This window comes from Pseudoxanthomonas mexicana (assembly GCF_046736355.1).
GTDB classification, from domain to species: Bacteria; Pseudomonadota; Gammaproteobacteria; order Xanthomonadales; family Xanthomonadaceae; genus Pseudoxanthomonas_A; species Pseudoxanthomonas_A mexicana_B.
In genome coordinates, this window is sequence record NZ_CP157201.1 from 2,571,977 (window position 1) to 2,596,975 (window position 24,999).

Annotated in this window: 18 protein-coding genes; 14 read left to right on the plus strand and 4 right to left on the minus strand. The window is 70.5% G+C overall.

The features are described 5' to 3' along the window. Positions 1-101 precede the first annotated feature (101 nt). Positions 102-1,118, minus strand: a complete 1,017-nt coding sequence (gene galE / locus AAG688_RS11895; protein WP_411832456.1) for a UDP-glucose 4-epimerase GalE — start codon at positions 1,116-1,118, stop codon at positions 102-104. A gap of 217 nt (positions 1,119-1,335) precedes the next feature. On the opposite strand from galE, the gene AAG688_RS11900 reads away from it, so the two are divergent. The 14 genes from AAG688_RS11900 (at position 1,336) to AAG688_RS11965 (ending at position 18,563) form a co-directional block, all read left to right on the plus strand. Next, a complete protein-coding gene (locus AAG688_RS11900) occupies positions 1,336-2,625 on the plus strand; it encodes a nucleotide sugar dehydrogenase (protein ID WP_411832457.1) in 1,290 nt (429 codons plus the stop codon). Between the two features lie 35 nt (positions 2,626-2,660). Next, complete coding sequence (locus AAG688_RS11905) at positions 2,661-3,668, plus strand: NAD-dependent epimerase (protein WP_411832458.1); 1,008 nt, start codon at positions 2,661-2,663, stop codon at positions 3,666-3,668. Between the two features lie 101 nt (positions 3,669-3,769). After that, the gene (locus tag AAG688_RS11910) at positions 3,770-4,393 is read left to right on the plus strand and encodes an XrtA/PEP-CTERM system exopolysaccharide export protein (protein ID WP_411832459.1); all 624 of its coding nucleotides are present in this window, start codon (positions 3,770-3,772) and stop codon (positions 4,391-4,393) included. Beyond that, the gene (locus AAG688_RS11915; RefSeq protein ID WP_411832460.1) at positions 4,390-5,961 is read left to right on the plus strand and encodes an XrtA system polysaccharide chain length determinant; all 1,572 of its coding nucleotides are present in this window, start codon (positions 4,390-4,392) and stop codon (positions 5,959-5,961) included. The genes AAG688_RS11910 and AAG688_RS11915 overlap by 4 nt, the downstream gene beginning before the upstream one ends. Beyond that, complete coding sequence (locus AAG688_RS11920; protein WP_411832461.1) at positions 5,958-6,698, plus strand: polysaccharide biosynthesis protein; 741 nt, start codon at positions 5,958-5,960, stop codon at positions 6,696-6,698. Before AAG688_RS11915 ends, AAG688_RS11920 begins: the two co-directional genes overlap by 4 nt. Before the next feature lie 68 nt (positions 6,699-6,766). Then, positions 6,767-8,032 carry an outer membrane beta-barrel protein gene (locus AAG688_RS11925; protein WP_411834994.1) on the plus strand — a complete coding sequence of 422 codons (1,266 nt, stop codon included), beginning with the start codon at positions 6,767-6,769 and terminating at the stop codon, positions 8,030-8,032. Between the two features lie 18 nt (positions 8,033-8,050). Further along, entirely contained in the window at positions 8,051-8,845 is a 795-nt protein-coding gene (locus tag AAG688_RS11930) for a polysaccharide deacetylase family protein (protein ID WP_411832462.1), read from the plus strand. Beyond that, the gene (locus tag AAG688_RS11935; protein ID WP_411832463.1) at positions 8,842-9,993 is read left to right on the plus strand and encodes a glycosyltransferase family 2 protein; all 1,152 of its coding nucleotides are present in this window, start codon (positions 8,842-8,844) and stop codon (positions 9,991-9,993) included. The genes AAG688_RS11930 and AAG688_RS11935 overlap by 4 nt, the downstream gene beginning before the upstream one ends. Then, complete coding sequence (locus AAG688_RS11940) at positions 9,990-11,216, plus strand: glycosyltransferase family 4 protein (RefSeq protein ID WP_411832464.1); 1,227 nt, start codon at positions 9,990-9,992, stop codon at positions 11,214-11,216. Before AAG688_RS11935 ends, AAG688_RS11940 begins: the two co-directional genes overlap by 4 nt. Then, on the plus strand, positions 11,209-12,387 hold the full coding sequence (locus AAG688_RS11945) for a glycosyltransferase family 4 protein (protein WP_411832466.1): 1,179 nt from the start codon (positions 11,209-11,211) through the stop codon (positions 12,385-12,387). Before AAG688_RS11940 ends, AAG688_RS11945 begins: the two co-directional genes overlap by 8 nt. Further along, positions 12,387-14,168, plus strand: a complete 1,782-nt coding sequence (locus tag AAG688_RS11950; RefSeq protein ID WP_411832468.1) for an asparagine synthetase B family protein — start codon at positions 12,387-12,389, stop codon at positions 14,166-14,168. Before AAG688_RS11945 ends, AAG688_RS11950 begins: the two co-directional genes overlap by 1 nt. Next, positions 14,158-15,339 (plus strand): glycosyltransferase family 4 protein, encoded by a 1,182-nt coding sequence (locus AAG688_RS11955; protein WP_411832469.1) that lies wholly within the window; start codon positions 14,158-14,160, stop codon positions 15,337-15,339. Before AAG688_RS11950 ends, AAG688_RS11955 begins: the two co-directional genes overlap by 11 nt. A 21-nt stretch (positions 15,340-15,360) precedes the next feature. Then, the gene (asnB, locus tag AAG688_RS11960) at positions 15,361-17,223 is read left to right on the plus strand and encodes an asparagine synthase (glutamine-hydrolyzing) (protein ID WP_411832470.1); all 1,863 of its coding nucleotides are present in this window, start codon (positions 15,361-15,363) and stop codon (positions 17,221-17,223) included. Positions 17,224-17,225: 2 nt separating this feature from the next. Next, positions 17,226-18,563 carry an O-antigen ligase family protein gene (locus tag AAG688_RS11965; RefSeq protein ID WP_411832471.1) on the plus strand — a complete coding sequence of 446 codons (1,338 nt, stop codon included), beginning with the start codon at positions 17,226-17,228 and terminating at the stop codon, positions 18,561-18,563. A gap of 10 nt (positions 18,564-18,573) precedes the next feature. Here the strand turns inward: AAG688_RS11965 and AAG688_RS11970 are convergent, their stop codons facing one another. The 3 genes from AAG688_RS11970 to AAG688_RS11980 all read right to left on the minus strand — a co-directional run bounded on the left by AAG688_RS11970 (position 18,574) and on the right by AAG688_RS11980 (position 24,868). Continuing rightward, entirely contained in the window at positions 18,574-19,365 is a 792-nt protein-coding gene (locus AAG688_RS11970; RefSeq protein WP_411834995.1) for a YdcF family protein, read from the minus strand. A gap of 13 nt (positions 19,366-19,378) precedes the next feature. Next, positions 19,379-20,893: a lipopolysaccharide biosynthesis protein gene (locus tag AAG688_RS11975; protein ID WP_411832472.1), complete on the minus strand. Its 1,515-nt coding sequence runs from the start codon at positions 20,891-20,893 to the stop codon at positions 19,379-19,381. Between the two features lie 81 nt (positions 20,894-20,974). Beyond that, positions 20,975-24,868, minus strand: a complete 3,894-nt coding sequence (locus AAG688_RS11980; protein WP_411832473.1) for a non-ribosomal peptide synthetase — start codon at positions 24,866-24,868, stop codon at positions 20,975-20,977. Between the last annotated feature and the right edge of the window lie 131 nt (positions 24,869-24,999).

The following is a 24,999-nucleotide window of genomic DNA, read 5'->3' on the forward strand; positions in this document are numbered from 1 at the left end:
GGATGGGGCTGGGGGCTTGGGCAAAGGCCGGCCACGGCGGAAGGGCTCGCCCGATTCTCGGCGATGCCCCCCGGACCGTCCACCGGTGCCGGCGCGGGCGTTCAGGCGGCGGCGTAGCCCTGCGGGTTCATTGACTGCCAGCGCCAGGCGTCGCGGCACATCGCCTCCACGTCCAGTTCCGCCTTCCAGCCCAGCAGCGATTGCGCCAGGCTCGGATCGGCGTAGACCTCGGCCACGTCGCCGGGGCGGCGCTGCACGATGTCGTACGGCACCGCGCGGCCGCTGGCGCGGCTGAAGGCATCGACCAGTTCCAGCACGCTGACGCCGCGGCCGGTGCCCAGGTTGACGGTGAGGCTGCGGTCGGCGCGGAACAGGTAGTCCAGCGCGTCGGCATGCGCGCGCGCCAGGTCCATCACGTGGATGTAGTCGCGCACGCCGGTGCCGTCGGCGGTCGGGTAGTCGCCGCCGAACACGCTGAGCCGCTCGCGCCGGCCGACCGCGACCTGGCAGATGTACGGCATCAGGTTGTTGGGGATGCCGTTGGGATCCTCGCCGATCAGGCCGGAGGCGTGCGCGCCGACCGGGTTGAAGTAGCGCAGGTTGGCGGCGCGGAAATCCTCGTCGGCGCGGCACAGATCGCCGATCAGCTCCTCCACCACCAGCTTGGTGCGGCCGTAGGGATTGGTGACCTGCAGGCGCGCGCCTTCGTCGACCGGCACCCGCTCGGGATCGCCGTAGACGGTCGCCGAGGAACTGAACACCAGGTGGCGCACGCCGTGCGCGCGCATCGCCCGCAGCAGGTTCAGGGTGCCGCCGATGTTGTTGTCGAAATAGTCCAGCGGCTTCTCGCACGACTCGCCGACCGCCTTGAGCGCGGCGAAATGGACCACCGCGTCGAACCGCTGCGCGGAGAACAGCGCATCGAGCTGCGCCGGCTCGCGCAGGTCCGCGCGCCGGCAATCGACCGGCGCGCCGGTCAGCCGGCGCAGGCGGTCCAGGATCGCCGGCGAGCTGTTGCTGAAGTTGTCGGCGATGACGACCTGGTGGCCGCGCCCGGCCAGCACCAGGTAGGTATGGCTGCCGATGTAGCCGGCGCCGCCGCAAAGCAGGATCCGCATCTTGGTTGAAGTCCGCACGCGCTGTCTCGATGCAGCAGATACGGCGATAGCCTCCGATGCAGGACAACGCGCAGTCCGCGCGCGCCGCATGTCCTGTGCGGCGTCGTTCGTGCGTTAGGCGACGTAATCCGACGGGAGCAGCCAGCGAAACCCTCCAGGGTTCCGGCTCGGCTAGACTCTGCGCGGCTCACTTCTTGACTGCGAGATCGAGACACCGATGAATGCCCCCCTGCCCACGCCCGAGAACATCAGGATCGCCGTCATCGGACTGGGATACGTCGGCCTGCCGCTGGCGGTCGCCTTCGGCCGCCGCTTCCCGACCGTGGGTTTCGACATCAACCGCAAGCGCGTGGACGAACTGCGCGCCGGCCACGATCACACGCTGGAGGTCTCGGAGGCCGAGCTGAAGGAATCGGCCCAGCTGGAATGCTCGGCCGACCCGCAGGCGCTGGCCGGCTGCAACGTCTTCATCGTCACCGTGCCCACCCCGATCGACGAGTACAAGCGCCCGGACCTGCGCCCGCTGGAATCGGCCAGCCGCACCGTCGGCCGCGCGATCGACAAGGGCGGCGTGGCGATCTACGAATCGACCGTCTATCCCGGCGCGACCGAGGAAGTATGCGTGCCGATCATCGAGCGCGAGTCCGGGCTGGCGTTCAACCGGGACTTCTACGCCGGCTACAGCCCCGAGCGCATCAACCCCGGCGATCGCCAGCACCGGCTGGAGACCATCATGAAGGTCACCTCCGGCTCCACCGCCGAGGCGGCCGACTTCGTCGACGCGCTGTACGGCGCGATCATTACCGCCGGCACCCACAAGACCTCCAGCATCCGCGTCGCCGAAGCCGCCAAGGTCATCGAGAACACCCAGCGCGACGTCAACATCGCCCTAATCAACGAGCTGGCGCTGATCTTCCACCGGCTCGGCATCGACACCCACGAGGTGCTCGAGGCCGCCGGCACCAAGTGGAACTTCCTGCCGTTCCGCCCCGGCCTGGTCGGCGGCCACTGCATCGGCGTGGATCCGTACTACCTCACCCACAAGGCGCAGCAGATCGGCTACCACCCGGACGTGATCCTGGCCGGCCGCCGCATCAACGACAACATGGGCGGCCACGTCGCCCAGCGCGTGGCCAAGCTGATGGGCCAGCGCGGCCTGCAGACCACCCACGCGAACGTCCTGGTGCTCGGCCTGGCGTTCAAGGAGAACTGCCCGGACCTGCGCAACACCCGCGTGGTCGACATCGTCGCCGAGCTGCGCAGCTACAACGCCAACGTGCACATCCACGATCCGTGGGTCAGCGCGCACGAAGCCCGCGAGGAATACGGGCTGGATCTGGTCGAACGTCCGGAGCCGGGCCGCTACGACGCGATCGTGCTGGCCGTGGCGCACCGCGAGTTCACCGAGATGGGCGGCGAGCGGATCCGCGCGCTGGGCAAGCCGGGCGCGGTATTGTTCGACGTCAAGCGCGCCCTGCCGCGCGCTGCGGTCGACGACTGCCTCTGAAACCCCACCGACCCACGACAACTGCGGGAAACACCATGCGCATCCTCGTCACCGGCGCTGCCGGCTTCATCGGCAGCCACCTGAGCGAGCGCCTGCTGGCGCGCGGCGACGAGGTGCTCTGCTACGACAACCTCAACGCCTACTACGATCCGCGGCTGAAGCAGGCCCGGCTGGATCGCCTGCTGCCGCATCCGGGCTTCCGCTTCGTGCAGGGCTCGCTGGAGGATCGCCCCGCGCTGGAGGCAGCGTTCGACCAGTTCCGGCCGCAGCGGGTGGTCAACCTGGCCGCGCAGGCCGGCGTGCGCTACTCGCTGGAGAATCCGCACGCCTACATCGACAGCAACATCGTCGGCTTCCTGAACATCCTGGAAGCCTGCCGCCATCGCGGCGTCGAGCACCTGGTCTACGCCTCGTCCAGTTCGGTCTACGGCGCCAACCGCAAGCTGCCGTTCGCGGTCGAGGACAGCGTCGACCACCCGGTCAGCCTGTACGCAGCCACCAAGAAGGCTAACGAGCTGATGGCGCACACCTACAGCCACCTGTTCGGCCTGCCGACCACCGGCCTGCGCTTCTTCACCGTCTACGGCCCGTGGGGCCGGCCGGACATGGCGCTGTTCCTGTTCACCCGGAAGATCCTCGCCGGCGAGCCGATCGACGTGTTCAACCACGGCCGCCACACCCGCGACTTCACCTACATCGACGACGTCGTCGAAGGCGTTATCCGCACGCTGGACCGCGTGCCGGAGCCGGACCCGCGCCACGATCCGCTCACACCCACCCCCGCCACCTCCAGCGCGCCGTACCGCGTCTACAACATCGGCAACCACCAGCCGGTGGAGCTGCTGCGCTACATCGAGGTGCTGGAGCAGTGCCTGGGCCGCAAGGCCAAGCGCAACCTGCTGCCGCTGCAGCCCGGCGACGTGCCCGACACCCATGCCGACGTCGAGGCGCTCAGCCGCGACACGGGCTACTCGCCGTCCACGCCGATCGAGGTGGGCGTGGCCCGCTTCGTCGAGTGGTACCGCGGCTTCTACGGCGTCTGAAAGCGCGCGAGCGCGTCCCCGCGCGCGCGCCGGATCGCCTGGCCGGATGCCCGCGCATTCGGCGTTACAGGAGGCAGTCCATCCAATAGGGGAAAAAACCGATGAAGCGGATCCTGCTTGCCGTCGCAGCCTGCGTCCTGGCATGCCTTCAAGCCGGCTGCGCCAGCGGTGGCGCGAGCGCCCGCACGGCACCGCCCGCGCAGGCCACCACCGCCGTCGACGCCTACCTGATCGGCGTGGACGACATCGTGCAGGTTTCGGTCTGGCGCAACCCCGAGCTCGGCATCACCGTGCCGGTGCGTCCGGACGGCCGCATCTCGGTGCCGCTGGTCGGCGACGTCGCCGCCGCCGGCCTGACCCCGGAGCAGGTGTCCAGGGACATCCAGGACAAGCTCGCGGCCTACGTGCGCGACCCGCAGGTCGCGGTCATCCTGACCGAGCTGCGCAGCCATGAATACCTGTCGCGCGTGCGCGTGACCGGCGCGGTCCGGCAACCGGTCTCGATTCCCTACCGCCCGGGCATGACCGTGCTCGACGCGGTGCTGGCGGCCGGCGGCATCACCGAGTTCGCCGCCCCGGATCGCTCCAGCCTCTACCGCAAGAACAGCAACAACACGCAGAGCTACCAGGTGCGCCTGGACCGCATCCTCAACCGCGGCGATCTGGCCACCAACTTCACGGTGGCGCCGGGCGACGTCATCACCATCCCGGAACGCGTCCTGTGAATACGGCTTCGGTCAACTGGACGGTTCCGGAAGAGAACGCGTCCCCGCTGTCGATGCTGCCCATGCTGGGCAAGGAGTTCCGCCGCCGCGCGGTGCTGCTGACGGCGATCTTCACCGCCGTGTCGCTGCTGGCGCTCGGCATCGGCATGCTGCTGCCCAAGCGCTACACCTCCTCGACCACCATCCTGGTGGAGGAACGCAACATCATCGCGCCGCTGATGGAAGGCCGCGCCGTGGCCACCAGCGTGGTCGACCGCGCCAGCATCCTGCGCGAAGTCGCCTTCAGCCGCCGCGTCATGGACGAGATCCTCAAGACCGGCGGCTGGATGGAGTCCAACCCCACCGCGCTGGAGCAGGACAAGCTGATCGAGAAGATCATCGGCCGCACCCGCGTCACCAACCCGCGCGCCAACCTGATCGAGATCGCCTACAGCGATTCCGACGCCGAGCGCGCCTACCAGGTCACCAAGCGCTTCGCCGAACTGGTCATCCAGGAAAGCCTGTCGACCAAGGAGCGCGAGAGCCGCGAGGCCTACGCCTTCATCGATTCCCAGGTCAAGCAGTACCACGACAAGCTGACCGAGGCCGAGGCCGACCTGGAGCGCTTCCGCAACACCAACCCCGATGCGCGGCCCGGCACCGACGCCGACGTCAACGCGCGCATCGGCGAGCTGCGCCGCATCGTCGAGTCCGGGCGCATGGAGCTGATCGACCTGCGCTCGCAGGAAGCGGCGCTGCAATCGCAGCTGTCGGGCGAGAGCGAGATCACGATGGTGCAGACCCGCGCCGGCCAGTTCCGCGCGCGCCTGGCGGAGTTGCAGTCGCAGCGCGACCAGCTGCTGCTGACCTACACCGAGCAGCACCCGGACGTGGTCCGCGTCCAGCACCAGCTCCGCGATCTGGAGGAGGAGCTGCGGCGCGAGGAGGCGCAGCCGCGCAAGGCCGCGTCGGCCGGCGCGCTGGACGGCTCGGCGGCGGCGTTCAACCCGCTCTACGGCGAACTGAAGAGCAAGCTGGCCGAGGCGTCCCGCCGCAGCGCCGCCACCGCCGCGCGCATCGCCAGCGCCGAGTCGATGCTGGCCGGCGAACTGGGTCGCAGCAACCGCATCGCGGCCTCGGAAAGCACGCTGGCCGAGCTGACCCGCGACTACGAGGTCAACCGCGATCTGTACCAGGATCTGCTGAAGCGCCGCGAGAACGCGCGCGTGTCGATGAACCTCGACGCCGAGCAGCGCGGCCTGAGCTTCCGCATCCAGGAGCCGGCGGCGATGCCGCTGCGTCCCAGTGGCCTGCGGGTGATGCACGTGGCCGGCGCCGGCTTGCTGCTGGCCGTGCTGATCCCGCTGGGCGTGCTGCTGGCCATCATCAAGCTGGATCCGCGCGTGCGCTCGATCCAGCAGATCGAGAAGGACGCCGGCCTGCCGGTGCTGGGCACGATGCCGGCCTACCTCACCGGCCGGCGCCGCCGCCAGGCGATGCGCCGCTACGCGCTGGCCGCCTCGCTGCTGCTCGCCGTGCCGCTCGTCTACGGACTGACCTACACCCTGAAACTGGTGGAAGTGCTATGAACAGCGCCCTGACTCCCCGCAAGGAAGACCTCGGCGACGCCGGCACCGTCACCAGCCGCTCGATAGCGCCGCGCCCGCAAACCACGGCGCTGAGCCCGCTGCAACTGGAGGACCGCGCCACCATCTACCGCGGCAACGCCGACCGCCGCGAGGTCGACGCCTTCCGCGAGCTGCGCACGCAGCTGCTCTCGATCGCCGAGGGCAACTTCGTCACCCTGGTCGCGCCAGTCAGCCGCGGCAGCGGCGGCAGCTTCGTCGCGCGCAACCTCGCCGCCTCGGTCGCCTTCGACGAGAGCCGCAGCGCGCTGCTGGTGGACTGCGATCTGCGCCACCCCTCGCAGGACCGGACGCTGAAGCTCAGCGCCAGCCAGGGCGGGCTCATCGACTACCTGGAAGACCAGGAGAGCAGCGCCGAGTCGGTGCTGTACGACACCGGCGTGCCGCGCCTGCGCCTGCTGCCTGCCGGCAAGTCGCGCGAGAGCGGCGCCGAGTACTTCTCCTCGTTCCGCATGCGCCTGCTGCTCGACTCGCTGCGCAGCCAGGATCCGCACTGCCACGTCTTCCTTGACGCGCCGCCGGTGCGCGGCGCGCCCGACGCGCGCATCCTCTCCGAGCTGGCCGACGTGGTGGTGCTGGTGGCCGGCTACGGGCGCGATACCGCGCAGGCCATCGCGCAGGCCGCATCCAATTTCGATCCCCGCAAGTTCGCAGGCGTCGTCTTCAACGAGGGCGTATGAACAACAGCAACCGTAATGGCAAACGCAACCGAGCCTCGTTTCCCCGCAGGGCGATCTGCGTGGCGACGATGCTCGCGCTGCCGTCGATGGCGCAGGCTGCAAGGCTGAACTACGAACTGGGCGCCGGCCTGATGCACAGCGACAACATCGCGCTGCGCGAGACCGGCGAGATCAGCGAGACGGTGTTCTCGCCGCGCCTGCGCTTCGACTTCGAGCATGCCAGCTCGACGCTGCGGACCCATTTCCGCGGCGACGTCCAGTACCTCGACTACCGGCACGGCACCTACCCGGACGACACCCGCGGCGAGTTCGCCGGCGAGCTGGACTGGACGATCTCGCCCGAGCGCGCCAACTTCATCGTGCGCGACTCGCTCAGCCGCCAGTCGATCGACTCGCTGACCGCGTTCACGCCGGGCAACCAGCAGCAGATCAACGTATTCGAGGCCGGCCCCAGCTTCCACGTCCGCGTCGGCGAGGCGATGCGCGGCCAGCTCGACCTGCGTTATACCGACAGCTACGCCGAGGAAACCCGCACCTTCAACAGCAACCGCTACAACGCGGCCGCGCGGCTGCGCCGCGACCTGGGCGACACCGACCGGATCTCGTTCAACGTCGAGGCCACCCGCACCGAGTACGACCAGTTCAGTTCGCTCTACGACTACGAGCGCTACGACGCCTACGTCAACTACGGCAGCCGGCTCGCCGCGACCGAGATCAACCTCGACGCCGGCTACTCGCGGCTGGAGCCGCAGGGCGGCGATCGCTCGTCCAGCGCGCTGTTCCGCGGACAGGCGGCCTGGCAGGCCTCGCCGCGCAGCAAGCTCAGCGCCGACGCCGCCTACCAGTTCGCCGACGCGGCGCAGGACCTGATCCTGCGCGTCGGCGATCCGTCCTCGCCGATCGATCCGGGCATCGGCAATCCCGACAACCCCAACCTCCAGATCGTGCCGGACACGTTCAAGCAGAAGCGCGCCGGGCTCGGCTACGAGTTCACCGGCACCCGCCTGCACGTGCTGGCGCAGGCCTACCGCGAGCGGCTGCGCTACCTGCGCGACGCCGCCTTCGATCAGGACAACCACGGCGGCGCGCTGTACGCGCGCTACGAGCTGCGGCCGCAGCTGCACCTGACCCTGCACGCGCTGCGCGAGAACCGCGAATTCCTCTCCTTCGACCGCGACGACCGCGACGCCACCCTGGGCATCGGCCTGGCCTCGCGGATGAGCCGGCACTGGGGCGCGCGCCTGGACTACCAGCGGCGCAAGCGCGACAGCTCGGTAGGTGGGCAGGATTACGTCGAGAACGTGGTGGCGCTGTCCTTTACCTACTATCGGTGATCCGAGGTGTCCCTCCCCATGCAAGAAGGCCATGCCGCAGGCCGGGCCGTGGCCCTGATGTACCACGCGCTGGCGGCGGGCGGCGGCGTTCCCGCCGGGCAGGATCCCCACTACACGCTGGGCGCGGGGGCGTTCGAACGGCAGTTGGATGCGGTCGCGCGCCACGGCGGCGGCGGCAGCGCGCAGTCATGGCTGCGCGGCGGCGGCCACCGCCTGCTGATCACCTTCGATGACGGCCACCTCAGCAACTACGAGATCGCCCTGCCCGCGCTGGCGCGCCGCGGCATGTCCGCCGACTTCTTCGTCAACCCGGCGATGGTCGGTCGGCCCGGCTTCGCCAGTTGGGCGCAGTTGCGCGAGATGGCCGGGGCCGGCATGTCGATCCAGTCGCACGGCTACGATCACGTCTACCTGACCGGCCTGTCCCCGCGCGCCCTGCGCTCGACGCTGAGCGCCGCGCGCGAGGAGATCTCGCAGCGCGTCGGCGTGGCGACGACCCTGCTGGCGCCGCCGGGCGGGCGCATGCCGCACGGCATGGCGGCGGTGGCGCGGGAATGCGGCTATACCCACGTGCTGTCCTCGCGCCCGGGCTGGATCGCCGGGCGCGGGCGTGGCGTGGTGCTGCCGCGCATGGCCGTCACCGCGGCGACCGGCGAGGCCGCCTTCCAGCGCTGGCTGGCGGCGGACACCCGCGCCATCCTGCGCGAAGGCGCGCGCTACGGCGGCCTGGCGCTGGCCAAGCGGCTGCTCGGCGACGATCGCTACGAGCGCATGCGCCACCGCGCGCTGGTGCTGCTGCGGGGACAGGCATGATCCTCGCCTTCTGGCTGTCGCTGGGCATCGTCGCCTTCGCCTACGCCGGCTACCCGCTGGCGGTGGCGATCCGCGCGCGCCTGCGGCCGCGCCCGATCCGCGCGCGGGCGCAGACCCCGCGCGTGGACGTGCTGCTGGTGGTGCACAACGGCGCGGCGCAGTTGCCGGCCAAGCTCGACAACCTGCTGGCGCTGGACTACCCGGCCGATCGCCTGCGCATCAACGTCGTCTGCGACGGCTGCGACGACGCCAGCGAGGCGCTGGCGCGCGGCTATCCGGAAGATCGCGTGCGCGTGTTCGCCTTCGCCGTGCGACGCGGCAAGTCGGCCTGCATCGGCGCGGTGCTGCCGCGGCTCGATGCCGACATCGTGCTGTTCAACGACGTGCGCCAGCGCGTCGATGCGGACGCCGCGGCCGCGCTGGTCGCGGTGCTGGCCGATCCGCAGGTCGGCGCGGCCAGCGGCGAGCTGGTCCTGCTGGCCAGCAACGGCTACGGCCAGGGCGTGGACGCCTACTGGCGCTACGAGAAGCTGATCCGCCGCATGGAAAGCGCCAGCGGCTCGATCGTCGGCGTCACCGGCGCGCTGTACGCCGCCCGCCGCGACGCCATCCCGCCGGTGCCGGCCGGCGTGGTGCTGGACGACATGTGGATCCCGCTCGGCATCGCCGCGCGCGGCTACCGGGTCGTGTTCGTGCCGCAGGCGCGGGCCTACGACCAGGCCAGCCCGGATCCGGCCAGCGAGGAGCCGCGCAAGCGGCGCACGCTGGCCGGCAACTACCAATTGCTGCACCGCTGGCCGCGGCTAGCCATCCCCGGCGCGCATCCGCTGGCGCTGCGCCTGTGGGGCCACAAGTGGCTGCGCCTGCTCGCGCCCTGGCTGCTGCTGGTCGCTCTGATCGCCAGCGCCTGGCTCGCCGCGCGCGGCAGCCTCTTCTACGCGGCGCTGCTGGCGCTGCAACTGGCGGCCTACGGCGCCGCCCTGCTCGGCCGCTGGTGGCCGCCGCTGGCGCGGCGCCTGCTGCCGGTGCGCCTGGCCACCGCCTTCCTCAGCCTCAACAGCAGCGCCATGCTCGCCTTCTTCGACTACCTGCGCAATCCGCACGCCCACCTCTGGACCACCACCCGGCTGGAGGACGCCACGCCATGAGCACGCCCCGGCTGCAACGCGCGGTCTACGTGGTGTCGCTGTTCCCGTGCTGGTCGGAGACCTTCATCGTGCGCGAGATCAACGCGCTGATCGAGAACGGCGTGGACGTGCGCATCGTCTCGCTCAAGCGCCCCTCCGAAGCGCTGGTGCAGGCGGACGCGGCGACGCTGATGGATCGCGTGCGGCATCCGCGCTCGCTGGCGCGCGCGCTGGCGGGCCTGGCCGCCGCGTCTTTCCGTCGGCCTGCCGCGGTGCTGGGCAGCCTGGGCGCGATCCTCGCCGACACCTGGCGCACGCCCGCGGTCTGCGTCAAGTCGCTGGCCGCCTGGCTGCGCGGGCTGGAGCACGTGCGCTGGCTGCGCGAATTCGATCCGCAGATCATTCATGCCCATTGGGCCACCTATCCCTCCACCGCCGCGTGGACGCTGGGCCGGGTGCTGGACCGCCCCTTCGGCTTCACCTGCCACGCGCACGACATCTTCGTCGAGCGCCAGCTCATCGCGCGCAAGATCGAGGACGCGGCGCTGGCGGTCACCATCTCGCGCTTCAACGTCGGCTGGCTGAGCGCGCGCGAGACGCCGCTGGCCGGCAGCAAGCTGAAGATCGTGCATTGCGGCGTGGACATGGCGGTCAACCACTGGAACGCCGACGGGCGCACGCCGCACAGCATCCTCACCGTGGGCCGGCTGGATCCGATCAAGGGCTTCGCCACGCTGATCCGCGCGCTGGGCCTGCTGCGCCGGCGCGGGCTGGACTTCCGCTGCCGTCTGCTCGGATCCGGGCCACTGGACGCCGAGCTGCGGCGACTGGCCCGCGAACAGGACGTGGACGATCGCATCGAGTTCGCCGGCGCGCAGCCGCAGGACGTGGTGCGCCGCTGGATGGGCGAGGCCGGCCTGTTCGTGCTGCCTTCCGAGGTCGCCGAGGACGGCAACCGCGACGGCATCCCGGTCGCGCTGATGGAGGCGATGGCCACCGGCTGCCCGGTGATCAGCACCCGCGTGTCCGGCATTCCCGAACTGGTCGAGCACGACGCCACCGGCCTGCTGGTCGACGAGCGCCAGCCCGAGGCGCTGGCCGACGCGATGCAGCGGCTGCTGGAGGACGCCGAGCTGCGGCGGCGCGTCAGCCACGGCGCGCGCGGCAAGATCGAGCGCGAGTTCGACGCCCGCAAGGAAGGCCTGCGCCTTCAGCAATACATGGAGGCCGCGCTCGATGGCTGAGAAGAAGAGACTGCTGGTGGCGACCGACGAGATGGAGGTCGGCGGCAGCCAGCGCCAGATCGCCTACCTGCTGGGCGGCATCGACCGCGCGCGCTGGCAGCCGGAGCTGGTGTTCTTCCGCAACGAGTCGTTCCTGGTCAAGCAGTTGCGCGAACAGGGCGTCATCGTCCACCACGTGCCCAAGCGCGGCCGGCTCGACCTCGGCTTCGTGTTCCGCTACGCCGCGCTGCTGCGCCGGCGCCGCTACGACCTGGTGCACGCGTTCTCGCTGACGGCCGAGCTGTGGACCTGGGTGTGCTCGCTGCCGCTGCTGCGGCCGCCGGCGCTGGTGTCATCGGTGCGCGGGCTCTACATGGCCGAATCGGACCGGTTCTGGCGCATCAAGCGCTTCGTCCTCGGGCGCAGCGCGGCGACCATCTCCAACTCGCGCGCGGGCGCGGCGACCGCCGCGGCGCGCGCGCGCCTGCCGCGCGAGAGCTTCGATGTCGTGCCCAACGGCATCGTGCCGCCGCCGACGCTGGCGGCGAACGAGCGCCAGGCGCTGCGCGACCTGCTGGGCGTGCCGCCCGGCCGCAGCTTCGGCCTGTTCGTCGGCCGGCTGGTCAAGGAAAAGAACCTCGAATGCCTGGTCCGGGCGCTGGCGCGATTGCCACAGTGCGAACGCCCGTGGATAGCGCTGGCCGGAAATGGTCCGCTGCGCGAGCGCATCGAGGCGCTTCGCGAAGCGGCCGGTCTCGCCGGCGATTTGCGTTTCCTCGGCGAACGCTCAGATGCGACCCGCTTGATGAATGCTGCCGATTTCCTGGTGCTGCCCTCCGCCTACGAGGGCATGTCCAACGTGTTGATGGAGGCCATGTCGCTGGGATGCCCGGTACTGGCCTCGGAAGTGGGCGGCAATCCGGAACTGATCGAGGACGGCCGCACCGGCCTGCTGTTCGACTCGGACGACGACGCGATGCTCGCCCGCAAGATCGGCCTGCTCGCCGGCGACGCGGAGCTGCGCGCGCGGTTGTCGCGCCAGGCGGTCGAGCACACCCGCACCCGCTATTCGATCGAGCAGCTCGTCGCGGCGACGACCGCGGTCTACGAGCGCTGCCTGTCGGACGGTTCACTGCAACCCGCACTGGCGAGGAACGCCATGATGACGCCCCCTTCGGGCAAGGACGCATGATGACGGCTGCTTCGATCCGGGGTGATTTCATCCTGGCCGGTGGCCCGCTGGCGCCGGCATGGCTGCGCGGGCGCGAGGGCTTCCGCGTGCTGACGGCGGCGGAGGACCGCCTGCACCTGGCCGTGCGCGGCGAGGTGCTGCACGGGCAGGATCACGACGGCCGGCATTTCGTCGCGCTGGCGGATCTGGTCGCCGGATCGCCGCACGATCTGCTGGTCCGCCCGCAGCAGGCCTTCGGCGCCTGGCGCGGGCGCTTCGCCGGCGCCGAGTGGAAGGACGGGGAGGACGGCATCGGCGCGTTCACCGATCACTTCGGCTCGCTGCCGCTGTACTGGTACCGGCACGGCGAGCACTTCGCCGTCGCCACCGACCTGCGCCTGCTGCTCGACGCGCCCGGGGTCGAGCGCCGGCCCGACCCGGTGGCCGTCTACCACTACCTCAACTTCGCCTGCATCCCCGCGCCGCTGACGATCTGCCAGGGCGTCAGCCGCATCGAGCCGGGCACGCGGCTGCTGCTCGACGCGCGGCGCGCGCAGGGCGAGCGCTATTACCTGCCGGAGTATCCGGGCGACCTGCACGGCAGCGACGAGGCGCTGGCGCAGGGCATGCGCGATCGCATCGTCGCCACCGTCGAGGACTACCGCCCCGCCGGCGACGCGGGCTGGGCCTGCTTCCTCAGCGGCGGCACCGACAGCAGCAGCATCGTCAGCATCCTGGCGCGGCAGGGCATCGGCAAGGTGCACAGCTGCTCCATCGGCTTCCAGGAGGCCGGCTACGACGAACTCGACTTCGCCCGCCTGGCCGGCGAGGCCTGCGGCGCGCAGCCGCACCTGGCCCAGGTCGATCACGCGCGCGCGCTGGGCCTGCTCGATTCGGTGATCGACGCCTACGACCAGCCGTTCGGCAACGCCTCGGCGGTGCCCACCCTGGCCTGCGCCGAGCTCGGGCAGGCGCAGGGCTTCGCGCTGATGCTCGGCGGCGACGGCGGCGACGAGATCTTCGGCGGCAACGAGCGCTACGCCAAGGACAAGGTGATGCAGGCCTTCTACGGGCTGCCTTCGCCGCTGAAGGCGGCCGCGCGCGCCATCGGCAACGCGGTCGGCGGCGGCGACAACCACCTGCTCAACCGCGTGCGCAACTTCACCCGCCGCGCGTCGCTGCCCAACCCGGATCGCTTCTACACCGACGATTCGTTCGCCTCGGACTACTACGAGGAACTGCTGACCCCGGATTTCCGCCGGCAGGTCAAGCGCGACGCCTCGCTGGACTTCATGCGCCAGGTGTACGCGCTGGGCGGACGCGCCGAGCCGCTGCACCGGATCATGCGCCTGGACCTGATGATGGCCATCGCCCAGAACGATCTGGTCAAGGTCCACCGCGCCTGCAAGCAGCACGGCGTCTCGGCGCGCTTCCCCTACCTGGATCCGGCGCTGGTCGAGTACTGCGGCCGCCTGGCCGCCACCTACAAGGTGCGCGGGCTGAACAAGCGCCACCTGTTCAAGCAGGCGATGGCCGGCATCCTGCCGCAGGAGATCCTGCGCAAGCGCAAGCAGGGCTTCGGCCTGCCGATCGCGATCTGGATGAAGGACGACGCCGACCTGCAGGCGCGGGTGCGCGACGTGCTGCTGGACGGGCGCACCCGCCAGCGCGGCTGGGTCGATCCGGGCTTCATCGCGCGGCTGGTCGAGCTGCACATGGCCGGCGGCTGGGATCATTCCACCGCGATCTGGCAGTTGCTGGTGCTGGAACTGTGGATGCGGCGCTACATGGATGGACGCTGAGATGCCGCCGCTGCGCGTACTGATGATCCTCGAGGCCGCCTACCCCGCCCTGCGCGGCGGCGGCGCCGAAGCGCAGGTGCGGACGCTGGCGCGCGCCCTGCGCGCGCGCGGCCAGCGCGTCACCGTGCTGGCGCCGCGGCTGGGCTGGGGCCTGCAGGAGCGCGTCAGCCGCGTCGACGGCGTGCCGGTGTGCCGGCTGTCCTATCCGCGCATCCCGCTGCTGTCCGGCCCCTTCCTGTGGCTGGCCACGGCGCTGTTCCTGCTGCGCCGTCGCCATCGCTACGACGCCTGGCACGCGCACATCGCGCACCGGATGGCGGCCATCGCCGCGCTGATGGGGCGCTGGCTGGACCGGCGCGTGCTGGTCAAGGTCTCCGGCTGGTGGGAACTGGAGAAGGGCACGCTGGCCCCCGGCGCCGGCCCGGTCAACCGCATTTGCGCGCTGCTGCTGCGCAGCGCCGGGCACTGGCAGGCGATCAGCCAGCGCATCGCTTCCACCCTGGCCGCGCGCGGCATTCCCGCCGCCCGCATCGCGGCGGTGCCCAACGCGGTGGATACCACGCGCTTCGCCGGCGTGACCCGCCCGGCCGAAGGGCCGGCGCGCTTCGTCTTCATCGGCCGGCTGGAAGCGGAGAAAGGCTTGCGCGTGCTGCTGTCCTCGTTCGCCGCGGTGGTCGCGCGGCGGCCGGACGTCTCGCTGCTGCTGGTCGGCAGCGGCAGCCTGGAAACGGCGCTGAAGGAACAGGCCGCGCGCCTGGGCATCGGCGGCAAGGTGACCTTCGCCGGCCACCAGGACGGCATCGAGACGTTTCTCGCCGACGCCAACGTCGGCGTGCTGTGCTCGCGCATCGAGGGCCTGTCCAACACACTGCTGGAATCGATGGCGTCCGGACTGCCGATGGTGGCCAGCCGCATCAGCGGCAACGAGGACTTCGTGCGCGAGGGCGAGAACGGCTGGCTCTACGATCCGGGCGACGGCGAGGGCCTGGCCCGCTGCCTGGAAGCGGCCGCCGTGCTGGCGCCGGCCGAGCGCGCCGCGATGGGCGAGCGCGCACGCGACCACGTGCGCCGCAACGCCGGCCTGGAGCCGGTGCTGCGCCAGCTGATGCGGCTCTACCGCGGCGAGGAAGACGCGCTGCCCGACGCCGCCATTTCCAAGCGGAGCGCCTGACCGATGTGCGGCATTGCAGGCATGGTGGTCGCCCCCGGCCGCCCCGCGCCCTCGCCCGGACTGGGCGAGCGCATGAACGCGGTGATCCACCACCGCGGACCGGACGACGGCGGCCTGCACCGCGACGAACGCGCACTGCTGGGCATGCGCCGGCTGTCGATCATCGACGTCGGCGGCGGTCACCAGCCGCTGTACGGCGCCGGCGGCCAGGTCTGCCTGGTGTTCAACGGCGAGATCTACAACTACCGCGAGCTGCGCGCCGGACTGGAGAAGGACGGACACGTCTTCCATACCCACAGCGATACCGAAGTCATCCTGCAGGCCTACCTGCGCGACGGCGTGGAGGCGTTCGCGAAGCTGGACGGCATGTTCGGCATCGCCCTGTGGGATCGCCGCACGCAGGAGCTGATCCTGGCCCGCGACCGGCTCGGCGAGAAGCCGCTCTACTACGCCGTCGACGCGCAGCGGATCCTGTTCGGCTCGGAGCTGAAGTCGCTGCTGCAATCGCCCGATTGCCCGCGCGAGCTCGACGCCGACGCGCTGCGCGCCTACCTGGCCTACGGCTACGTGCCCTCGCCGCTGTCGGTGTTCGCCGGCGTCCGCAAGCTGCCGCCGGCGCACTACCTGCGCTACCGCGACGGCCAGGTTTCGCTGCACCGCTACTGGCGGCCGTCGCTGTCGCCGAAGGCCACGCTCGACGAGCGCGAGGCCGGCGAGCGGCTGGAGCACCTGCTGGATCGCGCGGTCGCCAGCCGGCTGGTGTCGGACGTGCCGTTCGGCGCCTTCCTCAGCGGCGGGCTGGATTCCAGTACGGTGGTCGCGCTGATGGCGCGGCACCTGTCGCAGCCGGTCAAGACCTTCACCATCGGCTTCAAGGAAGCGGCCTACAGCGAACTGGACGACGCCCGCCGCGTCGCCCGCCACCTCGGCACCGATCACCACGAACTGATCGTCGATCCGGACGCGGTGTCGCTGCTGCACAAGCTGGCCTGGCATTTCGACGAACCGTTCGCCGACTCCTCGGCGGTGCCGACCTTCCTGGTCTCCGAGCTGGCCAGCCGGCACGTCAAGATGGTGCTGACCGGCGACGGCGGCGACGAGATGTTCGGTGGCTACGACCGCTACCTGCGCCTGCTGAAGCTGGAAAGCCTCGGCCCGCTGCGCGGATCGGCCGCGGCGCTGGCCGGCATCGGCGGCGCGCTGCTGCCCAACCCCTACGGCGAGCGCCTGTCGCGCATCGGCGAGCGCCTGCGGCTGCCGTTCGAGCAGCGCTACCTCAGCGGCGTGGCGGTGATGCGCGCGGACATCGCGCGGCGCCTGCGCCCGCAGGCCGGCGGCGCCGATCACTTCGACCTGCCGGCACTGCGCGAGGCGGGCAGCGATCTCGGCGCGGGCGATTCGGCGCTGGACCGCGCGGTCGCCATCGACCTGCAGAGCTACCTGCCCGACGACATCCTGGTGAAGCTGGATCGCATGGCGATGGCCGCGTCGCTGGAAGGCCGCTCGCCGTTCCTGCAAACCGACCTGGTCGAGTTCGCGCTCAGCCTGCCGGAGGCCTACCGCGTGCGCGGCGGCCGCGGCAAGCACCTGCTGCGCGAGGTCGCCGGCAAGTGGCTGCCGCCGCGCGCGATCAGCAAGCCCAAGCAGGGCTTCGCCATCCCGCTGGCCGACTGGCTGCGCGGGCCGCTGGCCGAACTGGCCGCCGACACCTTCGCCAGCCACGCGTTCCGCACCCGCGGGCTGGTCGATCCGGCCACCGCCGACACCCTGCTGGACGATCACACCCGCCAGCGCATCGATCGCGGCGAGCCGCTGTGGCAGGTGCTGTGCCTGGAGCTGTGGGCGCAACGCTTCCTCGATGGCGCAGCGCCGGAAGCTGCCTGACCATGTGGATGCGAATGCTGCTGGCGGTGCCGATCCTGTTCATCCCGAACATGATCCACCTGTCGTTCGAGACCGGCATCCCCGGCCTGAACATCGCCAACATCCTGTTCCTGTTGCTGGTGACCGCGCTGATGATGGGCGGGCGCAAGTACCGCCCGCTGCAACCCACCGGGCCGATCACCCATGCGCTGCTGCTGCTGTTCCTGGCGCTGGTGGTCGGCTTCGTCATCGCCCAGGCGACCCGGCCGATGTCGTTCATGGACGACTTCACCTACATCAAGAACCTGATCTTCTATCCGCTGCTGTACTTCGTCTACCGGCGCTGCGGGCAGGACCTGAAGGGCACGCGCCAGCTCATCATCTTCGTGATGGTGGTCGCAGCGGTGGCCGGCTTGGAGGCGATCCGCGAGGGGCTCGACTACGGTTTCGGCAACTATTCCGAAAGCCGGCGCGCCTCCGGCCCGTTCGGCGTGGACTACAGCTCGGCCAACCGCGCCGGCGTGTTCTACGCGATGTTCATGCCGATGTTCGTGGCGATGGCGCTGTTCTTCCGCAAGCAGAAGTTCTGGCGGCTGGCCGCCATCGGCGGCGTCGGCATCATGGCGGTCGCAATCATGGCCACCTACTCGCGCCAGTCCTACCTGATCGCGCTGGTCGGCGTGACCCTGCTGCTGGTGCGCCGCAACGTGCTGCTGGCCGCGCTGATCGGGCTGATGGTGGTGCCGGCGGTCAGCCTGCTGCCCGAAAGCGTGACCCAGCGCGTGGCCGAGACCGAGCAGCAGGACGCGGTCGGCGCGCAGGAACTGGACGTCAGCACCGCCAGCCGCTTCGACATCTGGACCGGCGCGGTGCAGATGTGGAGCCAGCACCCGCTGGGCGTGGGTGTCAACCGCTTCAAGCAATACATCGGCGACTACGTGCCGCGCTACGCCGGCTACGACGCCCACAGCATCTATTTCCTGATGCTGGCCGAATGCGGGCCGATCGGGCTGTTCGCGCTGTTCTACCTGCTCTGGCGGCTGCTGCGCATGGGCATCGGCTTCGCGCGCTCGGTGCCGGCCAGCGACGCCGAGGGCAAGGCGTTATCGCTGGGCTTCGTGCTGGTGGTGATCTCGACCGCGCTGGGCAACGTCTACGGCAGCCCGTTCTTCGAGGGCGCGGTGATGGCCAACTTCTGGGCGCTGTGCGGACTGATGGAGCACTATTTCTCGCTCAAAAAGCAGGCCGCCGCCGCGCCTTCCGCCAGCCAAGCGGCGCCGGCCGATGCCGCCGCCCTCGGCGCGAGGTTCCCGCTGGCCGCGCGCATCGCGCCCGGACGCTATCGCGCCGACCGGCCCTGATCCGGACGGCTCAGGGCGCGGCCGGCACGTAGTCGGCGCTCATGCCGATCCTGTCGCGCAGTTGGTAGTAGAACAGCCCGGCCATCTCCTGCAGCGCGGCCTCGGTCTTGTTCAGGCCGCTGCTGCCGGGCACGAAGTAGCCGGGACCGTCGTAGGGCACGTGGCGCCAGTCGGTCTGCACCTCGCACACCTCGAAGCCGGCGCGGCGCATCGCATAGGCCGCGCGCCGCGTGTGCATGGCCGAGGTGATCAGCGCCACCCGGCGCTCGACCGGCGGCGACAGCGACAGCAGTTCGTGCGCGTTCTCCCAGGTGTTGCGCGAGCGCCGCTCGGTCCGCACCGTCGCCGCGTCCACGCCCAGTTGTGCCAGGTAGCTGGCCATCAGCGCCGACTCGGGCGCCACGTTCGCCCACGGCCGCCCGCCGGCGATCACCAGCTCGCGACCCAGCCGTTCGCGTTGCCACTCGATCGCCTTCTCGGCGCGGCGGCGGCTGGCCACGGTCAGCGCGGAGAAGTCGCGCTCGTCGCGCGCGCTGCGATCGACGCCGCCGGCCAGCACCACGGCCACCTGCGGCGGATCCAGCCGGCACGCGGGCGGCCGATTCGGGATGTGCTCCAGCCAGCCCACCAGCAGATTGGCGAACCAGGGCGTCATCGCCAGCGTGCTGATCGCGGTGGCGGCCGCGAGGAAGGCCAGCAACCGGCGGCGCTGCGCCTGCCAACGCCAGCCGATAGCGCAGACCGCCAGCGACAGCAGCAGCCAGCTCAATGGCGAGAACAGCCAGAACACCAGCGACCTCATCACCCGCAAGGACTCACGCCTGCCGGCTCCACCGGCGCGGCAGGATCATCTTCGGCAGCCGCTTGTCCAGCAGCAGCACCGGCGCCACGTACAGCAGCAGCCACAGGCCGCCGGCGGCGAACAGCCGCGCCCACGGCGACTGCAATCCGAACAGCCCGCTGCCCTGCACCGCCGCCACGAACGCCGCCGCGCAGCCCAGCGCCACCAGCAGCGAGCGCGCGTCCGGCAGCCGCCGCAGATCCGCCGGGCACAGCAGGCAGATCGCGATGCCCAGCACCGCGTAGCTGGCGACGGTGGAATAGACCGCGCCCATCAGCCCCATCGCCGGGATCATCCACAGGTTGAGCACGATGTTGAGCGCGGCCACCGCCAGGGTCAGGTACAGCACCGTCATCGAGCGCTTGTGCAGCAGCAGGCCGTAGCCGCCGATGTCGAACAGCGGGTACAGCGCGTACAGCGTGCCGATCCAGGCGAACACCGGGCCGGAGGCGGCCTTGCCGACGCCGCTGACCGCCTGCACCGCGTCGCTGCCGGTGCACCAGATGGCCGCGGCGATGCCGATCGAGGCGTAGGTCATCGGCAACAGCACGCGCGCCTTCAGCCGCCGCACGCCTTCGGCGCCCTCGGTCTCGAAGGTGCGGTTGGCCACCGGGATGAAGGACTCGGACAGCGAGGCGTGCATCAGCATGCTCACCTGCAACGCCAGCGAGTAGCCGATGGTGTAGATGCCGACCACGGCGAAATCGTCGAGCATGCCCTTGAGCATGATGCGGTCGATCGAGATCAGCAGCACCGTGGCGATCTCGTTGACCACCAGCGGCATGCCGTAGCGCACCGACATGCGGAACTCGGCGAAGTCCAGCACCTCGCGCGAGAACTCCAGGTTCTTCCGGACCCAGTGCACGTAGTACACGATGACCACCACCGCCGCGGCGACCTTGCCGCCGTAGGCCGCCAGCGCGCTGCGCTCGAGGAACAGCACCGCGCCCAGCATCAGCGCCAGTTCCAGCCAGCGCCACGACACCCGCGTCACCATCAGCAGCCCGGAATGCTCGCCGGCGCGCAGGATCATCTGCACCAGGCTGACGAACACCATCAGCGGGATCGACAGCACCGCCAGCCACAGCACCGGCGAGAAATCCGCGCCGCCGAAGCGCTCGACGCAGAAGAACACCGTCATCGCCACGGCCCACAGGCCGACCGACACCAGCATCGGCAGCAGGAACAGGTTGGTCGCGAACTTCCTCAGCCGCGCCTGCTCGTCGCCGTAGGGATAGAAGCGGATGATCGCGTGCTGCGCGCCGAGCTTGGCCACCGCCACGGCGATCATCAGCCAGGTCTCGTAGTAGCCGAGGATGCCGTACTGGGTGTTGTCCAGCAGCCGCGTCAGCGCCGGGAAGGACACCAGCCCGGCCAGCATCACCAGCACGCTGGCGGTGGAATAGCGCAGGTAGTGCGTGCCTACGCTGGCCTTGGGCTTGCTTTGCGGATCCGGCATCGGCAGGGCGCCCGTGGATTCACGAGACATGTTCGGCGCAATCCTGCATGGTACCCGTGCCCACCTTCGTCATGGCCTTGCAAACGGTGATTGTCCTGCCGACAGGACAGCTCAGCGCGCCTGCGCGATGCACTGCCTGAGCCGCGACGCCAGTTCAGGCTGGTCGATGAAGTCGTGGTGCCGGCCGGGCAGTTCGACGACCTCGACGCCGCCGCCGATCCAGCGGCCCCATCCCATGTCGGCCGCGCCCTCCCCTTCGCGCACGCGGGTGCGCAGCAGCAGCAGCGGGCCGTCGTAGGGGCGCGGGCGGTAGGCCGCCAGCGCGCGGAAGTTGGCCTTCTCCACCGCCAGGATGCGCAGGTCCTGCGGCAGCGGCGGCGGGCGCCGCGACAGCCGCGCGCGCAGCCTGTGCAGCGGCAGGCGCACGAACCGCAGCCGCGCGCGCTGGAGGATCCGGCCCAGCGCATCGCCTTCCAGCGGCAGCAGGCCGCGCAGCCGCAGCCTCCAGTCCCGCATGCCGCGGCTGCCCGGGCCGTAGGTATCGAACATCGCCAGCATCGCCACGCCGCGCCCGGCCGCGCGCAGCCTGCGCGCGACTTCCAGCGCGACGATGCCGCCCATCGAGCCGCCGGCCAGCAGGAAGTCGCCATCGGGATGGACTTCGATCATCTCGCGCACGTAGGCGTCGGCCATCGCGTCGATGCTTTCAAGCGGCGCGCCGGCGCCATCCAGGCCGTGCGACTGCAATCCCAACACCGGCTGTCCCGGCTCCAGCGCATCAGCCAGCGCCCGGTAGTTGAGCACGTTGCCGCCCACCGCATGGAACAGGAACAGCGGCGTCCCCGCCTCGCCCTTGCGCAGCGTCACCAGCGCCCGCCACGACGGTCGGGCGCCCGCATCGACCGGCGCGCCGTCGCCCTTCTGACCCACGCCCGCCTCGCGCAGCACTTCCGCCAGCCCGGCGATGGTCGGACGCTCGATCAGCGTCGCCAGCGGCAGGTCGATGCCGTAGCGCCGCTGCCATTCGGTGAACATGCGCACTGCCAGCAGCGAGTATCCGCCCAGTTCGAAGAAATCGTCCTCGACGCCGACCGCTTCCCGTTGCAGCAGGCGCTGCCACTGCCCGCAGAGCATCCTCTCCAGATCGTCGCGCGGCGGCAGCCGGCGCCGGGATACCGCCTGCGCCTCCTCGGCCGGCGGCGGCAGCGCGCGGCGATCGATCTTGCCGTTCGGCGTCTTCGGCAGCGAAGGCAGCACGGTGACGTGCTGCGGCCGCATGTACGCAGGCAGCGACTGCTGCAACCGCTTCCTCAGCCGGGGCGCCAGCTCGGCGGCCGCGCGCTCGCTGCCGGCATAGAGCGCCAGGACCTGGTCGCCGCCCGCGAGCGTCCTGACCACCACCACGCATTCGGCCACGTCCGCCTCGGCGGCGGCCACCGCCTCGATGTCGCCCGGCTCGATGCGGTATCCGCGCAGCTTGATCTGATCGTCGGCGCGCCCGTGGAAATGCAGATCGCCTTCGTGCAGCCTGCCCAGATCGCCGGTGCGGTACATCAGGCTGCCGTCGCCGGCGAAAGGATCGGCGAGGAAGCGCTCGGCCGACAGGTCCGGGCGATGCAGGTAGCCGTCCGCGACGCCCGCCCCGCCTATCCAGATCTCGCCCAGCGCGTGCGGCAGGGCCGGACGGCGGTGCTCATCGAGCACGTACAGGCGGGTCCTGGCGATCGGCCGCCCCAGCGGCACCGCCGCGGCCCCCGGCAGGATCCGCTGGATGCTGGACCATACGGTGGTCTCGGTCGGCCCATACATGTTCCACAGCTCGCGGCAGCGGCCGGCCAGCGAGCGCGCCAACGCCGGCGGCAGCGCCTCGCCGCCGACCAGCAGTCGCAGCGGCGCGAGCGCCTCGATGCGCCCGACCTCGTGCAGCAGCGCCATCAGCGAAGGCGTGGTCTGGAAGACCGTGCAGCCGGTGCTCTCGATCAACCGGCACAACGCCTCCGGATCGCGGTGCTGGTCGTCGTCGGCGATCACCACCTGCCCGCCGCTGATCAGCGGCAGGTACAGCTCCAGCGCGGCGATGTCGAAGGAAAGCGTCGTCGCCGAGCAGATCGCGTCGTCGGCGGAGAACCCCGGCGACTCGCGCATCGAGCAGAGGAAGTTGACCAGGTTGCGATGCAGGATGCGCACGCCCTTCGGCTCGCCGGTGGAGCCGGAGGTGTACAGCACATAGGCGAGATCTTCCGGTCCCACCGCAGGCAGCGGTTCGTCGCCCCCATGCGCGGCGAGTTCGCCGACGGGCCAGCAGTCGCGTCCGGCAGTCACGCTGTCCGGCAGCGTCGCGCCCTTCCCGGTGACGATCGCCGCCAGCCCGGAGTGTTCCGCCATGCGTCGCAGCCGTTGCTCGGGGAACGTTGGATCCAGCGGCACGTAGGCGGTGCCGGCCCGCATCACCGCAAGCACCGCGGCCAGCATGTCCAGCCCGCGCGGCACGGCGACGCCCACCAAATCCCCGCGCGCCACTCCGCGCGCCACCAGCCCGGCGGCGATGCGGCGGCTGCTCGCTTCCAGCGCGGCATAGGTGGAACTCCCGTCGCCGCAGCAGGCCGCGATCCGCTGCGCATGGCGGCGGAAGGCGTCCTCGAGCAGCGCCGGCAGCGATGCCGCTTGTCCGCAGGAGGGTGCGTGCTCGTTGACCAGCGCATAGGAAGCGGGATCCGGACGTGCAGGCAGGCCCAGTTCCGCGACCGGCAGGTGCGCCTGATCGGTGAGTCCGCGCAGGATTTCCAGATAGTGAGCGGCCCAGTCGCGGACCGTGGACTCGTCGTACAGCGCGCGCTGGTACTGCACTTCCAGCAACAGCCCGGCGGGCATCTGCCGCCAGTAGAAGCCAAGTTCCCAGGCGGCGGTCGTGCGCGGCAGGACTTCGAGCGAGCTTTCGAGCCCTTCGAACTCCAGCTTCTCCATCTGCGGGACCAGCGTGACGATCGACTCGACCAGCAGCATGCGCCCCGCCTCGCGCGGCAGGCGCAACGCATCGACGATCCGTCCCAGCGAGATGTCCTGGTGGTCGGCGGCCTCCTTCAACGCGGCCTGCACGCGCAGGGCCAGCGCGGCGGCGGATTCATCCGGCACGACCTCGATCCGCAGCGGCAGGGTGTTGTCGGTATCGCCGATCACCCGGGCCCCGCGCTGCGCGGCGCCGGCGAACGGCACGCCGCAGACCAGGTCGCGCTGTCCGCTCAGCCGGTGCAGCAGGATGAAATACCCGGCCAGCAGCAGGGTGAAGCGCGTCACCGAGCTGGCGCGCGCGCTGCCACGCAGGGACTGCCACAGCGCCGGCTCGATCGGCAAGGTGAAGTTGGCCGCGGAGAAATCGATCCTGCCCGTACGCGGGCGATCGGTAGGCAGGCGCAACGGCTCGGGCACGCTGCCGAAGCGCGCCTTCCAGTATTCCAGGCAGCGCAGGCCTTCAGGGCCGTCGCGGCGCTCCCGCTCGGCCCGCGCATAGGCGATCCAGGAATCGGCCGGGCGCAGGTTCGGCAGGTCTTGCCCGTCCGCCGCGTAGAAGGCCGCCAGATCCTTCAATGCCAACCGCAGCGACCAGCCGTCGAAGACCAGGTGGTGGGCGCTCATGAAGAGCCGGTGCGAACCGGGAGCGAGCCGGCACAGGCAGGCCCGGATCAGCGGCGGCCTGCCGAGATCGAAGGGAAGATTCCTTTCCCGCTCGCAATAGGCGCGATAGGCGGCCAGCGGATCCGCTTCGGGGGAATAATCCCGCAGCAGCAGCGGCATCGCGCCGTCCGGAAAATGGACCTGCGTGCGGCCATCGGCCGCGAAACCGACCGAGAATATCTCGTGGCGGCGCGCCAGCGCATCCAGCGCGGCCGCCAGCCTGCCGGTATCGAGCGGACCTTCGAACACGATTTCGAAGGCTTCGCAGAACGCCAGCGCCGCCTGCTCGCTGTAATGGCTCCCCAGCCATTTCTCCGCCTGCGCGTCGGTCAACGGGAAACATTCGCCTTCCGGCGCATCCGGAATAAAACCGTTCTTCAAAATCAGTCCTTCCCCTGGATAACAAGGGGGCAACCGGACCCGTCGCCCCGATTATTCGCCTCATCCGCAGCGGTTGCCACGCG

Coding starts and splice junctions, on each gene's coding strand:
- AAG688_RS11925 (WP_411834994.1), top strand. CDS start 6,767: ATGCTCGCGCTGCCGTCGATGGCGCAGGCTGCAAGGCTGAACTACGAA.
- AAG688_RS11935 (WP_411832463.1), top strand. CDS start 8,842: ATGATCCTCGCCTTCTGGCTGTCGCTGGGCATCGTCGCCTTCGCCTAC.
- AAG688_RS11920 (WP_411832461.1), top strand. CDS start 5,958: ATGAACAGCGCCCTGACTCCCCGCAAGGAAGACCTCGGCGACGCCGGC.
- AAG688_RS11970 (WP_411834995.1), bottom strand. CDS start 19,365: ATGAGGTCGCTGGTGTTCTGGCTGTTCTCGCCATTGAGCTGGCTGCTG.
- AAG688_RS11975 (WP_411832472.1), bottom strand. CDS start 20,893: ATGTCTCGTGAATCCACGGGCGCCCTGCCGATGCCGGATCCGCAAAGC.
- AAG688_RS11905 (WP_411832458.1), top strand. CDS start 2,661: ATGCGCATCCTCGTCACCGGCGCTGCCGGCTTCATCGGCAGCCACCTG.
- AAG688_RS11965 (WP_411832471.1), top strand. CDS start 17,226: ATGTGGATGCGAATGCTGCTGGCGGTGCCGATCCTGTTCATCCCGAAC.
- AAG688_RS11950 (WP_411832468.1), top strand. CDS start 12,387: ATGACGGCTGCTTCGATCCGGGGTGATTTCATCCTGGCCGGTGGCCCG.
- AAG688_RS11955 (WP_411832469.1), top strand. CDS start 14,158: ATGGACGCTGAGATGCCGCCGCTGCGCGTACTGATGATCCTCGAGGCC.
- asnB (WP_411832470.1), top strand. CDS start 15,361: ATGGTGGTCGCCCCCGGCCGCCCCGCGCCCTCGCCCGGACTGGGCGAG.
- AAG688_RS11910 (WP_411832459.1), top strand. CDS start 3,770: ATGAAGCGGATCCTGCTTGCCGTCGCAGCCTGCGTCCTGGCATGCCTT.
- AAG688_RS11930 (WP_411832462.1), top strand. CDS start 8,051: ATGCAAGAAGGCCATGCCGCAGGCCGGGCCGTGGCCCTGATGTACCAC.
- galE (WP_411832456.1), bottom strand. CDS start 1,118: ATGCGGATCCTGCTTTGCGGCGGCGCCGGCTACATCGGCAGCCATACC.
- AAG688_RS11945 (WP_411832466.1), top strand. CDS start 11,209: ATGGCTGAGAAGAAGAGACTGCTGGTGGCGACCGACGAGATGGAGGTC.
- AAG688_RS11900 (WP_411832457.1), top strand. CDS start 1,336: ATGAATGCCCCCCTGCCCACGCCCGAGAACATCAGGATCGCCGTCATC.
- AAG688_RS11940 (WP_411832464.1), top strand. CDS start 9,990: ATGAGCACGCCCCGGCTGCAACGCGCGGTCTACGTGGTGTCGCTGTTC.